A 13,871-nucleotide genomic window follows, 5' to 3' on the forward strand; every position below is an offset into this window, starting at 1 on the left:
ACTATGAAAATATACTTATTCCTTATTGTAATGCTTTCGGGTACGGTATTTTCACAAAAGATACAGCTTAAAAAAGATAAGATTCTATTCAATGAAAAGGAAGTAGGAGTCCTGAAATCGCCTTACAGAGATCATTTTGAGTTTTACAACCTGACCAATGAAAAGGTTTTTGATGCCGATTTAAAAGGAGTGACCCTGGCAAAAGAACAGTTCCTGTATTATCTGGATATGAAATCAGCAGATGGGAAAACAACCCAGATTCCTTATGAAGTTTTGATTACCTCATTTAAACCGGATAGAATTGTTGCTCATCAACTGGCCGTAAAATATCACCTTTTCAATGAAAATGGTTTTGATAGAGCAGAATTAGAAAAATTCTTTACCACTCCTAGAGAAAATCTAGGGGACAAATACCTACAGGCTAAAACCAATAGCATAATTGAGGATAATGCAAGAAAAAGTAGGCTGGATAATATAAGAAGTCTCTATAATCCAAGAATGGGCTCTAATGGAGAAATCCTTATCAATAATGGAAGCTATCAGCCTAAAATTATTGGATATTCAAGAGCTTTTAATTGTGTTGGGTTCAATAATACAGGAGCATGTCTTGAGGTGAGTGATCTGGATGGAGTGAAAGTAGCTTCTATGTATCAGACTAATCAAGGACTCAAGACTTACTTGGTAAGAACTTTTGATAATAATGAATTCACTTTTACTGCTACAAGACCCTATGCTCCTTCAGATTATGCATTTATCAATGAGTTTGTAGCTAATCTTTTTATAGAGGGCTATACACTGGAGCATCAGGCTTACTATAAAAATCAAGAGCTTAATCAGGCAAAAATGAATGATGCTGTAAATCGAAGCATTAATTTATATGATGTTCCCGGCTATCTGGTTGAGAAATCAGGAAAGAAAACAGAAGGAGCACTTACCATCTGGTTTGAAATGCTGGATCCGGAAAGAACAGGGCAAAAATTGCCTCAGGATGGAGCAGATCGGTTTGGGCAACGTGTAACGCTGAAAAAAAGATTGCCAGGTATGAATAGTATGGCTACCAAAGTATATGATGCTGATTCAGGAGTCTATTTTTGTATTTCTCCAAATGGAAACGAAGAATGTTACTACGGATTAGATGTAAAAGGAGAATTCATGAAAAAGCTGCAAAATTATGGAAGTCTTTACGGAAATAATGCCTACTTCTACAAACTTATTGCTAAAGAAAATAAGATCATGTTGCTGCAGGATCCTGTGGAATATCAGAAATATGTTGTTAAAACAAATCTTCAGCCTAAAGGACAAATGCTGGACAATAGATCCAATGATAAACTTTCCGAAAAGCTGGCAGACTATCTCAAAGATTGTAAATCTGTTTCTGACCAGATTAAAAGGGAAAATCTTGATCTTAAAAATGAAGAAAATTTGATCAGAATCATTTCAGATTACAGTAAGTGTAAAAAGTAGAGATGAAAACAATAAGTTAAAAAAAATGAATGATCAGATTTTAACCCAATATCATTTAGAGTTCTCAATGATAATGATGAATGGACGAAAAACAGGAATTGTTAGAACAACAGCTCCTGAAAACAAATTAAGTGCAAGCTTAGAGGATTTATTTATAGAAGGATATCCGGATGGATTTATCGAGACTATTTTAAAAAATATTGAAAGAGCGCTCCATGATATTGATTATGACCCAACGGAGGATGGTTGTCCAACGTTTGCCAGTGTAACGACAGGTAAAGTAATTTGTTTCGTGAAGAGTATCAGGCAACAAGTACCATTGGAAATTCCTACATTAGATCTGAAACAAATTTTAACAGCATGGACTGAATACTTTGAAATAAATGATATCCAGGATATGGGACTGGCATAAATTATTGTATCAACCATTACAAAAATGAAATCGAAAAGAAAATAACCACAAAATTATTATCAGAAAACATAATGAGTCAGAATATAGCAGATCAATACAATTTAACTTTTGAAGATAAAGTACACGATTGGGGAAAGGGGAATCAATACGTTTTTAAAATTGTAAATACCAATAATCAATATTTAACTGCCTTTTTAAATAGTTGGAACTGCGCTGAACAGATCAATGCTTCGTTATTACCGGACATTAATGATGCATTGTACAATCCGGATGATGAAATTGATACCGATGCAGCTACGGTAGATATTATCATACACAGAAATGAAGTAGATTTTTATGATGATGAAAAAGGATATGTAAACAGTATTCCATTGCAGGATTTTAAAAAAATTGTAATAGAATGGAGAAACTTTCTGAAAACAGCATCACCAGGTCAATCGAAAGTTCGTCGTATTTTTAATTTTTTTTGAGGGGAAAACGTGTTCTCCGGAAATTAGAAATATTTATGATAAACCTTTCCTATTAAAGAACGTTATCTGAATACAATGAATCAAAGTCTCATCAATATTTATGAATCGTATTCTAAAAAATATTGAATCTCTGTTTACAACGAATAAACAAACGAATAAAATGAGTACAAATATGATTTTTTTTACGAATACCTATGATGACGAGTTTCTTACTGAAGAAGAAGCGTTGGCAGGAGGCAGCTATATAAAACATATATGGATCAATAATGCTTTAAAGAAAGAAGAATCCTATAGAGAACATAAGCTTTGGGGCGGAGTTTATTATTTATCTCCTGAAGAAAATGTTACAGAAGTGTTGATTGCATTGGGGCAAAATCTGAATTGGACTCTTAAAAATAATAAACAGCTCATCAATGGGTATATCGTTTGGGATTGTAAATTCTATTCCGGTTTACAGGAAGACACAAAATATTCAAAAATTGTTTTGAATGCTAATGGAGAAAAAATAGCTACAATCACATATGATAGTCTTACCCATCAGGTAAAAGGAGGTTTGAAGACTTATAAATTCGGAAATCAGCCTATTCCATGGGGAGATCCGGAAGATGTATTTGATGAAGACTCTGATATCGTTTTCATATTTGGTGAAGATGGTGAAGTGGACACTGTACATGTAAGTGATTTTCTTTTTAGCAATGATTTTGCTTACACAGCTTGGCAGTTCTTTCGTGCTGCGGGTAATTTCTTTCAGGAAATGGGGCTTTCTGAAGAAGAAATATATTATTATACCCATGCAGAACCTCTGGTTCCCAATTTTTAACTAAAGAATGGAAATGTTCCTGACTAGAAAATGAACTTAAAAGATTTTACATTGGTCAATCACCAAATAAGTTTTAATAATCCATATTATGCCAATTTGGAAAACTTATTGAATAATGATCTTAAAAATGTATTAGCCGTAAACCAGTTTTTAAGTGAGTTAGTCTACTTAAATGAACATTGGGAGAACATGGAGCTTAGAGAAGAATTTATAGAAAAAGAAGGTGGTTACTGGGATTGGCAAGATCTCTTGGATTTTAACGTAACAGGAAATTGGTTTACATTTTTCAAATTTGAAGATCTCGGAGGGTATATTAATGTAGATACCAAAACTTTTTATTTGGAAAACTCTCTACTTTCAAATGAAGCTGTGATTGAAATGCCATTAGATGAGTTTACAGATGTTTTACAACAGTGGAAATTAATATTACTTACATTATAAAAGAAGCAAAGACGAGTATTAATCAGGTATACAACTATATCATCAATAATTCGTGAATTTGTGCCTGAATAAGAAACAAAAAAACCTCTGAATGATCAGAGGCTTTAAAGTGGTTTCTCCAGGAATCGAACCAGGGACACATGGATTTTCAATCCATTGCTCTACCAACTGAGCTAAGAAACCATATATTTAGTATTGACTTACTTCGTTGTTTTAAAGTGATGCAAAAGTATACTATTTTGTGATATCATGCAAGTTTTTATCAGTGTTTTTTTGAAAAATATATTGTTTTTAAATACAATTAATTGCCCATCAGTAAGTTGTTTTCAAAAAAATAATTCATCACTACTAAAAATTAGAATGCGAGAGGCTTTTTGAAATAGGTATAAAAGAAAAACCTCTGAAAAATCAGAGGTTTTCAAGTGGTTTCTCCAGGAATCGAACCAGGGACACATGGATTTTCAATCCATTGCTCTACCAACTGAGCTAAGAAACCATTATATTGTTGTTTAACTTACTTCGTTGTTTTAAAGTGGTGCAAAAGTAATATAATTTTTTAATTCTGGCAATGTTTTTTTATATTTTTTTTCTTTTGTAGTTCTCGTAGTAGGGCTTTTTATCTTATATCGGATAATCGGGATCGTAAAAATTGCTATACTTTTTTATATTTATGATGAAATACTTATGATATAGAATAAATACAACTATATTTAGTGATATTTATAAAATTCAATGACAAAGACGATTAAGTGGGTATTGATTATTGTAAGCATTGGAGTGGTGCTGTATTTTGGAATGAGTTTTTTGGTAGTTGCAGGTTTGAGCTACTTTTCTTCAGCCGAAAGGATTGATAGCCTGCCGAAAGAAAAGATTCTGTTTGCTGAATTAAAAAAAGAATATCATTTAACCCAAATAGAAAGATCTCCTGAAACAAAACAGGAACTTTTACACCCTAAAGATACATTGAAATATACTCTTTACCTTTCTATAATAGATTGTGATCAGAAAAAAGAAAACTTAGAACGAATTTCCAGAGAGATGGCTTACAAGATTAATAGGCTCGATTTAGATCCGAATTTCAATAAATATGAATTGTATTTTTATTGTAAGAAGCTTCCTCCGGGAATTCTAAGATATGAGTTTTTAAGAAAAAATCTTAAATAGTTCAGCTGAAAGAAATATCAGACGTGTTTTTAAAAATCCTGATGAGCTAGGCCGTACCAATGTAGCTTCTTTAGACGGAGAATTTGGTTTTCATTTTTTTTAACGCTACTTTGCCTGTTTATTAGGGCTTTTTTCGACTCAGTTGTAAGTTTAGTTATTAAAAAGGAAAACTGAGCTTATTTCAAAGATTTGATGCGTTTACAAGCAGTGTGTTTATTGAAGTAGAGGAGTAGGTTTCAACCTATACTAAAGCTAACATTATTTATAAAGTGATCTTCTTCATTTTTAAATTCACCCATAGAAGTATTCTGAATCAGTCTCAAAAGTTGGAGGCTTAGCAAAAAGTTGAATTAATCGAAGGATACAAAATACTTTTTTACTCTTGGTTCATATTGAATTTTACCCAAACACAAAGACAAGTATTGGTTTATTATCAATAAGCGAGCTAAGGTAGTGACTTATACTAATCGAATTGTGAGCATATAGGAAAACAAAAAAACCTCTGACTAATCAGAGGTTTTCAAGTGGTTTCTCCAGAACCCACCGATTTTGTAAACTTTCCTTTAAATACTGGGTTTATCGTGGGTCGATTTCCAGAAGGGGGAATTATAGGGGAAATTTATGTATTTTTTAACCAAGGTCAACTAAAATTATTTACAATTAAATTAAAGGATTCGATAACGTGAATTATAATCGGAAACAAAGGTTAAAAAATAAAAAATATGTAAAATGGGTTTGATTTTAACTATCTAAAGATATAACTCTATTAAGAAGTTCATGATAAAGATAATTGTGCAATCTATTTAATCTTTCAGAAGCTTTAATACGCTCTGGAGTGATCTCTTCTTCATCCATATCTTTTTCTATCTCATTTAAAGAATCTAAGGACGTTTTTAAAAAATCATGAGCAGCTTTTAAGTCAGCTATTGACAATTCACTAATTTTTTTCATAAATATTATTTTAAATTAAATGTAAGTTCAATATAAAGCAAAAAACAATTAATAATCTTGAAAGGTAGGTTTATACTAAAAATCAAATTGAGCCAGTTTCTACAGTTTTACAAATGGGCTTACAAGGTTAATTAATAATAATCTGAAATAGGAGGGGAGTTACCCCTAAAACTTCAGAGATAATAAGTTTAGGGAAACTTCTCTTTTCGGATTCGAGTTTTTACTAAGCAAATTTCAATTCAAATTCTGAAATAGTAAATTTATACTTCAGACGAAAAACGGCAGGAATTTGCCTTATTAATCAAGCTTATTCATATTGGACTTCTTTTAGGGAGTAGTCGGGTATTCTCATAGTAAAGATTCCTAGTCTTAAATAAATAGAGTGACTTTGAGAATTCCCAAAAACAAAAATTTCGCCCTAAGTATATAACCTTACTTTAGTATTTAAGTTATTTAATCTATATATTCTTATTATAAGGTATAGATAGAGGTCTTATATAATAAAGGCTTTACTTTTAACGAATCTAATCTTTTATAAAGGGTGTCTAAGAACATTTTTTCATAAGAAGTATTATAGTGATTTTTATTCCTGAATTTGTCATAAATTTCATCCACATCTGCCTGAAACACTCTCTTGGTTTTAGTATTTACAAGAGGAATAATGTCCCTGATAAACTCAGTATAGCCAATTTTTTTTACCCCCTGATAAATTAAATATTCATAAAAAAGACCTTTAGATTTACTATCTAATTGAGATAGAATAAGTTCATTTTCTATTTCTGGGGATAAAAAATCAACGAAATCAATATCTTCAGTCGTATTAAAGAGTGAAGTTAAAAGAACATCCCAATTGTCTTTAATATCCTTCAGAGTATTTAATTTATCCGCAAAACTCTCCCTTCTGAAAGAGCTTACTTCTTTTATCTTTAATTCATATCGAATAAAGTGGTTGATTTCGTTGATTTTTTTTCGTCTTTTAACCTTAACGCTCTCTTTTTTATTTTTAAAAATCTCTTTTGTAAAGATTATTCTTTTCAGTTTATCGTAAATACTTATTTCAAAAGCATCAGCTTTAAAACGTATTCCGCTTCGACCGTAAGTATCTTTTTCAGGAACATTTTTTAAAGTTCCAAAAGAGGAAAGCATACCTTGTAGGCTAATTTTTTCAAAACCGTTTTTAGTTTTGATTGTAGTGGAAAATTTTAAATTTGCTCCAAGCTCAACCTGAGTAACATTAGCACCCCAAAAAATATTTTTAGGTATAGCCAACTCTTCTGCATATAATTCTATGATTTTAATAAAATTGTAGTATGATAAGTCAGCCATAACTCTAGGCATTAAAGGTTTACGGGGAATAATGTCGATGTATTCAATCCCTTTTTTATCTGCTGCTATTTTATAATCAATCCAGTTTCTTCGGATATTCTGGTTAAATACTAATTTTCCAGTCTTTTCTTTTTTCTTAAAAATATAATAGATATAATGGTGACTTACTTTATAAAGTTTTGTTTCATCATCAATAGATTGCTCAACTTCATCTCTGTTTTTTTTACTATAATTAAATAACTCAGAGTCGTAAAATTTGTATTTATATTTAGTCAAAACCTCAGATTCATAAGTTTTTTTAAATTTTGTTTTAAGAATATTTTCATCCATTCTTAAATTATTTATATCGAATTTTAAAACATCAATCATTATTATTTCTTTTTTAGGAATTTTTCAAATTCTTTTAAACTTACAAATATTTTCCCATTTCTTACAGGCTGGTAAGCCTTCAGCCCAGCTTTTCTATAATTATCAAAAGTTTTACTATTAAGGTTGTACTTTTTTAAAAATTCATCACGACTGATAATATCATTAAATGTGATGTCTCGAATGGTTATTTCCAATTCTTCAATTCGTTTTTGTAATCGTAAACAGCGTTTGATAAGTGATTTTATGTTTTCTGCCATAATACATTTTTTATGTTCAGTAACATAAACTCTCTGGAAAGTAGAGAATAGCCATTTTATGTTTGTAAAATTATTTAAAAAATGTAATGCATTAATTCTCAGTAATAAAAAATTGCATAAAAAAAGGCGATCATAAAATCGCCCTTCGATATATACCTTGATATTGGAATTTATATTAGAGTACGAATAAATTTAGTTTAAAGATTGAATTACTTTATTGGTTTCGGATAATAAGATTAAATTATACTTCTCTCTTGGAATTTTAGAAACAACATATTCTACATCCATTGGCTCATTATCATTTAACTTTCTTTCTGTTGACGTAAATATTATAATTTGACCAAAATCTATATTAGAGCAAATTTCAAACATGGCTTTTAAACTTAATAAGTTTGTTCTATGTTGCCCAGGTTCATCAAATAATAATATTCCTGGATGATTTTCACCTCCTAATAATGCTATACTGTAAGCCCATATATTTCTTACGAAATCTGAAGCTGAAGAATTAATTCTTATTGATTGAGGTAGCTTGTCATCTTTGTAGCTTTTATATACGGGGAAATATTTAAAAGGTTCTTTCCTATTTATTGAAATCTTATATTTTTCGTTACTGTCATATTTAAAAGCATATAACAAATCTTTATAATAACTCTCAAAATCATCTAAAATATTTTTGTCTCTTTCTTCTTCACCAGATAAATCATCTATGCCTTTCAAAACTTCATTATATTGGTTTGAGATTTCAATTAATTCTTCTTTGATGTCATTAAAAGAATCTCGAATAGAAGAAACTATTTTATATTCATTTTCTAATTGAACTCTTTTTAATGTATCAGATTCAGAAAAGGCTCTATCATCTGCAATTAAATCATTAGATATTTTTTTTATAATTTCCTCCTTATTACGCAAAGTATTTATATAATAATTGAGAAGAATACCTTTCTCTTCGATACTTTCCTCTAGGTTCTTTAATGAAATTGTTACAATGCTTTTTTGACCTTTTAAAAAATTAGTATTTTCTTCAATACTTAATTGTGGTATCTTAATTTGTTTTGATGAAATTAAGTCAGTAGGTATTTCTTGTGTACATGTAGGACAAGAATTGAAATTCTTTTTATTTATAATATCTTCATCAAATACTTTGATCAGATTTAGGCTATCCTTTATTTCTTTATCTATTTGAATTAGGTACTTTTCTAAATTATTTCTCTGCTGTATCTCTATATTTAATTTATCTTTAAAATTATTTATATGGTTTTTTAAAGAATTATAGTTCTCTTTCTCCTCTCTGTATGCAATTATTAATTCTTCTTTATTTTCTCCTATTTTTGCTAAAGATATTCCTTCCAGACTTTTCAACTGTAAAGACTTTTCTTCTAAAAATTGATTGATTTCTACTTTTTCAGTTTCGGATTTAGTAAACAAAAGATTTATTTTATTTATATCACCTCGTAATGTTGTTATTTCATCAGGAATATTCATTAAAGTAGAATTATTTTGCGCAGAGAGATATTTTATATTTCTTATTTTTCTGTCCCACTTTTCAATAATCTGACTCTTATTTTTTAGTAAAATATCTTTATTAGTAGAATTATGTAGTGAATTTAAATTTAGTATATATTCTACAACTTTTTCTTTTGGTTTTGTAATTCCAAAGTATGGCATTGTAGCAAGAAATTCAGACCAACCCTTTGTTTGCTCAATAAATAATGAACAAAAGATTGTTTGAAGATATAAAGGACTATAATTATCTGTTCTTGATGAATTACTAACCATTGGAAGCTCAATTCCTATAAATTCGGCTAACCATCTATAAAAGCCATTTGTATCTTCATTATTTCCTCTTTGATTAACATAAAATAAATCAACTTCAATGGGTTGCTCACTGCTTAAATACCCTTCTAAATCCGTATTATAAACATAAATATTTGAATTTTTCTTTTTATCCGTATTAGAAACAATAACTCTTTCGAGAGTTACTTTTTGCTGATTACTGTTTTCTATTTCAAGTAAGACCTGCGAGAAAACAACATGATGTGTCTGCTTTTCTTCTTCACTAATATTGATTTCAAACTCTTCTTTTAATGCTTTATCTAGTGCTTTGTCATTATGAGCACCTAATAGTTCTTCCATTCCTAAAGCATAATAAATGCAAGAATTTATTGTTGATTTTCCTCGAGAGTTTGGACCAGCAATAATATTTAGTCCTTCTGTAAAATTAAATGAAAATCCATATAGGTCATCTATATCATTACTTAGATTAGTTTGTAGTTCGGTTCTTAGTTTATTAATTTTTATCATTTTAAAATAAATTCCAATTTTGATTAGCTCTTTCAATTTTTGCCTTTGGCAGAACTTTTAAGGATTTAATTTTTTCTAAATCTTCTGAAAAGTATTTATTATCGTAAATAGTTTTTAAAAGTTCTATCCCATTTTCAGTAATAGAAAATGTTAAATCATCAGTTACTTTTGTTTTTGCAATTAATCCATTAGCTAATCCAATAGATAAAATATTATCCATTCCATGCTCAAATGCCCAAGGAACTAAAGTGCTTCTCTCCTGTTTTTTTAATTGCAGTAGAATATCAAAATTTTCGTCATTTCTTAGTCCCCAAAAAACAATATGAATTACTATTAAGGATGCTTTTTTTGAAAATCCGCAGTAGTATATAATAGCTAATAATAAAACAAGCTTATAATATGCATTATATCTAATGGAAACAGATATAGGTTTTTCGTCAATCTCGATGTTAATCATTTTCAATAAAATTTAAGGTACAGATACCTAGCCATTGAAGAACTTGATATTCGGATAAGTCAAAAGAATAAAATTTAGGAATTTGCTTTTCGATTTTATCTTCTAAAAATTTTTGTAATTCTAATTTTTGATTTTTTGCTTCATTAGAATTACTTACAATTCTTGAATAATCATTTGCAACGGTTGAAATCTGTTTTTTAACTAGTCTTTTAAAATCAACAAATATTTCGGGAAAGCTATTCTCTAAAGTCTTTATATTTTCTTCAATAGATATAAACTGTTTAATGTTTTCACTAGTTATTCTATCTACATCTTTATCTGGATATAAAATTTTATTTTTGCGATAAAGGTTATCAAAAAACTCTGACCGTAATTCTTTAAAAGATTCTATTTCTTGTTTTGTTCGTTCTTTCTCTATATTTTCTTCCCACTTTTTTAATTGCTCTATATCAGATAAATTAACATACTCTGTAAAGTATTTTTCTAAGTGAGCTATTGAACAACATTCAATATCATCATTCCATGCTTGATCTTCCAATACGGAATTTAGTATTCCTATTAGGAATGGAGTATTATGCTGAAAAATAAATACCCCACTACCAGAAAGTCCTTTGGCAATATCATATCCGTTTTCACCTGCTTGATCAAAAGTATTCTCAATTAATTTAATTTTAAATTTATGATGTAAATCACTTACAGTTATAATTTTAGCATCAAAAGGACGATACTGGTTTAAATTAATATTTTGGTAACCACAAAATTTAACCCCTAAATCTTTTATAAAACCTTTTCCAAATTTGTAAGAATTAAGCAGTTTTTCTTCATCATCAAAATCAATTTCAATAAGACAATAATCTTTATCAAAATCAATATCTACTATATCTTTGACAGAAATATTATTAAACTCAGAAGCATAGTCAAACTGCTTTTTTATAACAATATTTTCTTTTTCAATTTCTACATCCTCATCTCCTAAACAATGTGCGGCGGTTAAAACATAAAAGGTTTCATTATCAGCAATTAAAACTCCTGAACCTATATTATCTTCCCCATGCTGTATTCTAACACAAGTTTTTTCAATTATATTATACATTATCAAAATTCATTTTTATTTTGAAAAATCCAGTTTCCGTTATTTAAATCCTCTTCGGATATAAAATTTCCGATTTTCCTAGCAATAACTTCTACAGGATAATTGAAATATAAATATAGTTTTTTTTCTTTATTACGAGACTTATTATGGACTATTCTAGCAATAGTTTCTCTATCAGGCAAATGATGATCAGCAGTTCCTCCATTTGTAGATATAATGTATTCGGAACAATTAATCAGACTTAATAAAGATTGAGAAGTATTATTTTTACTACCATGATGAGATATTTTAACATAGTCAACATCTAATTTATTATTTATAGTATATCCTAATTCTCCAAGACACTCTTCAATTACTTCAGGTCTGGCATCTGCTAACAATAGGAATTTTAAGTCTAATGTTTGTAATATAAAGGCAATGGAAGTTGAATTAAATATATCATCTTTAATAGATTTTAAAGGAGTATAATTATTTTCAGATAATGAAATTAGAGATTCACCATAATCATTTTTTTTAATAGATATTTTTCTTTTCTTTACCTTTTTCTTAGCTTTTTTTAATTCATCCTCATAGACATTTTCAAAATGGGATAGAATTTCATTTGTTGGAGATAGGATTGTGAATACTATACCATTTTTATCAATTTTTTTCATCGATTTATCTATCGAAAGGATTTCAGTATAGGGTTTTACCCGTTTTATAAGGTCTAAAAAGCTTTCACTTTGCCCAACACTTATATTAGAGCCTTTTCCTCTCCTTAAAATCTCAGGGTGGTTAAACCAAATTTCTCCTATTTCAATTTTTTCAATCAATTTACTAGTGAATAAATGTATAAGACCACCAATATGGTCACTATCAATATGAGTGAGTATTAATAAGTCTATTTTAGAAATATTATTTAGTTCTTTCTTTAAACTATAACGAAATGTTGTTGCGGTTCCACCATCTATTAGAATTATGAACTCATTAAAATCTTTATCATAAGTTTTAATCAAGATAGAATCTCCATGATAAGCCTCAAGTATTTTAAATTCTGTTTTTTCTCTTTTCATGGTTTAAGTTTTAGATTATAAGATAGATAAACGTTCTAAAGAAAAGAAACTTCATCAATCCAATATAAATATTTTTTAATTTTTTGTAAAGTGTAAAAATTAAAAAAAATAGCGAAAAGACAATACGGGTTTCCGTAAAAACTTTCAGTAATTTTATATTTCACTAAGTATTTATTTTCGTCCAAAATCAGCGGGATTTTCGCCCCAAGCTTTTGTTTCCCATTTTAGAATTTTATTAGAATATTCGTTTTTTTCTAACCAAATGATTGCTCTGTCAATTACATTAAAAAGTTTTATATTTTTATCATTCTTTTCCTGACTGGTTCTAATTTTCTTATCTCTTACCCAAGACATGGCATTTTTACTATCAGAATAAATAGGAATATTTATATTTTTTTCCTTACAATAAGCTAACGCATGTACAATAGCAAGAAATTCCCCAATATTATTAGTACCTCCTTCAAATGGTCCCTGCTTAAATAAAACCTTCTTAGTCTTAGTATCGACACCTTGATATTCAACTAGTCCTGTTACTACATTACAAGCTCCGTCAACAGAAATACTTTCTTCGATAGGATCACCAATGAGGGCTAATTCTTCTTTGCTTAATGTTGATTCAAAAATATCAACACCTACGAATTCCTTACTATCACTATTGAAAGCTTTTTCGGCTAGCTCTCTAGTTAAAAAAGATTTGAATACAGCATTAGGAAATCCATGTGTTTGTTCTTTACATTCTTCCCAGCTATCAAATACTCCTGTTTTATGTCCTTCCCAGACAACATAGAATTTTTGTTTTCCCATAGTTATTAATTGTTATTTTTACTGTTATATATAAGCTTTTTAGAAATAAGATTTATATCAAATTCTATTAATGAATGAATAAAAACCAAATGATTCATCGTAAATCATGTTCTTCTTTATGTCCTTTGTTTTCTATACTTATTTTCCCTACTGTACTACATACAAAATGAATCTTCTGTAAGGGTTTTATAATTATTGATAGTATCTTTTTCTGTTGTTTTTTCCCAAGCAACTGGTGCAGGTGAAGACTTACCTTTTTTCAAACAGTTAATAAATATAAAATCCCTTCTAATTGACTAAAGATTCTTTAGCATATAGCCAAGGACTAAGTCCATTTAAAGATGTGTGCGGATGATTACTGTTGTAATCGATTTGCCACTCATAAGCCATTGCATTTACCTCCATTATAGACCCGAATAGGTATGCATCCAAAACGTCTTCTCTGAATGTACGGTTTAAGCGTTCAATATATGCATTTTGGGCAGGTTTT

The 13,871-nt window shown here is 29.2% G+C and carries 15 protein-coding genes and 2 tRNA genes; 6 read left to right on the plus strand and 11 right to left on the minus strand.

Annotated elements, in window-relative coordinates:
* Positions 1-3: 3 nt before the first annotated feature.
* The 5 genes from GTR01_RS04305 to GTR01_RS04325 all read left to right on the plus strand — a co-directional run bounded on the left by GTR01_RS04305 (position 4) and on the right by GTR01_RS04325 (position 3,607).
* Positions 4-1,464, plus strand: coding sequence for a hypothetical protein (locus GTR01_RS04305; RefSeq protein WP_160136612.1), 1,461 nt, complete (start codon positions 4-6; stop codon positions 1,462-1,464).
* 25 nt (positions 1,465-1,489) lie between these two features.
* A complete protein-coding gene (locus GTR01_RS04310) occupies positions 1,490-1,876 on the plus strand; it encodes a hypothetical protein (RefSeq protein WP_160136613.1) in 387 nt (128 codons plus the stop codon).
* 71 nt (positions 1,877-1,947) lie between these two features.
* On the plus strand, positions 1,948-2,346 hold the full coding sequence (locus GTR01_RS04315; RefSeq protein ID WP_160136614.1) for a hypothetical protein: 399 nt from the start codon (positions 1,948-1,950) through the stop codon (positions 2,344-2,346).
* 100 nt (positions 2,347-2,446) lie between these two features.
* On the plus strand, positions 2,447-3,166 hold the full coding sequence (locus GTR01_RS04320; protein ID WP_160136615.1) for a hypothetical protein: 720 nt from the start codon (positions 2,447-2,449) through the stop codon (positions 3,164-3,166).
* Positions 3,167-3,196: 30 nt separating this feature from the next.
* Positions 3,197-3,607, plus strand: coding sequence for a hypothetical protein (locus GTR01_RS04325; RefSeq protein WP_160136616.1), 411 nt, complete (start codon positions 3,197-3,199; stop codon positions 3,605-3,607).
* 110 nt (positions 3,608-3,717) lie between these two features.
* Here GTR01_RS04325 and GTR01_RS04330 read toward each other — a convergent pair.
* A tRNA-Phe gene (locus tag GTR01_RS04330) sits at positions 3,718-3,790 on the minus strand.
* Positions 3,791-4,030: 240 nt separating this feature from the next.
* Positions 4,031-4,103, minus strand: a tRNA-Phe gene (locus tag GTR01_RS04335).
* Between the two features lie 236 nt (positions 4,104-4,339).
* On the opposite strand from GTR01_RS04335, the gene GTR01_RS04340 reads away from it, so the two are divergent.
* A complete protein-coding gene (locus GTR01_RS04340) occupies positions 4,340-4,771 on the plus strand; it encodes a hypothetical protein (protein WP_160136617.1) in 432 nt (143 codons plus the stop codon).
* A 741-nt stretch (positions 4,772-5,512) separates the two neighbouring features.
* Here GTR01_RS04340 and GTR01_RS04345 read toward each other — a convergent pair.
* The 9 genes from GTR01_RS04345 to GTR01_RS04385 all read right to left on the minus strand — a co-directional run.
* Positions 5,513-5,722, minus strand: coding sequence for a hypothetical protein (locus tag GTR01_RS04345; RefSeq protein WP_160136618.1), 210 nt, complete (start codon positions 5,720-5,722; stop codon positions 5,513-5,515).
* A 471-nt stretch (positions 5,723-6,193) separates the two neighbouring features.
* On the minus strand, positions 6,194-7,417 hold the full coding sequence (locus GTR01_RS04350) for a hypothetical protein (protein ID WP_160136619.1): 1,224 nt from the start codon (positions 7,415-7,417) through the stop codon (positions 6,194-6,196).
* Positions 7,418-7,419: 2 nt separating this feature from the next.
* On the minus strand, positions 7,420-7,674 hold the full coding sequence (locus GTR01_RS04355) for a hypothetical protein (protein WP_160136620.1): 255 nt from the start codon (positions 7,672-7,674) through the stop codon (positions 7,420-7,422).
* A gap of 192 nt (positions 7,675-7,866) precedes the next feature.
* Positions 7,867-10,011: an AAA family ATPase gene (locus GTR01_RS04360; protein ID WP_160136621.1), complete on the minus strand. Its 2,145-nt coding sequence runs from the start codon at positions 10,009-10,011 to the stop codon at positions 7,867-7,869.
* Entirely contained in the window at positions 9,977-10,432 is a 456-nt protein-coding gene (locus GTR01_RS04365) for a hypothetical protein (protein ID WP_160136622.1), read from the minus strand. Before GTR01_RS04365 ends, GTR01_RS04360 begins: the two co-directional genes overlap by 35 nt.
* Entirely contained in the window at positions 10,425-11,525 is a 1,101-nt protein-coding gene (locus GTR01_RS04370; protein ID WP_160136623.1) for a trypsin-like serine protease, read from the minus strand. The genes GTR01_RS04365 and GTR01_RS04370 overlap by 8 nt, the downstream gene beginning before the upstream one ends.
* A gap of 2 nt (positions 11,526-11,527) precedes the next feature.
* Positions 11,528-12,577, minus strand: coding sequence for a ComEC/Rec2 family competence protein (locus tag GTR01_RS04375; protein ID WP_160136624.1), 1,050 nt, complete (start codon positions 12,575-12,577; stop codon positions 11,528-11,530).
* A 171-nt stretch (positions 12,578-12,748) separates the two neighbouring features.
* Positions 12,749-13,381, minus strand: a complete 633-nt coding sequence (locus tag GTR01_RS04380) for a viroplasmin family protein (RefSeq protein WP_160136625.1) — start codon at positions 13,379-13,381, stop codon at positions 12,749-12,751.
* Between the two features lie 288 nt (positions 13,382-13,669).
* The coding region (locus tag GTR01_RS04385) for an integrase core domain-containing protein (protein WP_160136626.1) at positions 13,670-13,871 on the minus strand (202 nt) is incomplete at its 5' end.

The sequence above is a fragment of the Chryseobacterium sp. c4a genome, assembly GCF_009900745.1.
GTDB lineage: Bacteria > Bacteroidota > Bacteroidia > Flavobacteriales > Weeksellaceae > Chryseobacterium.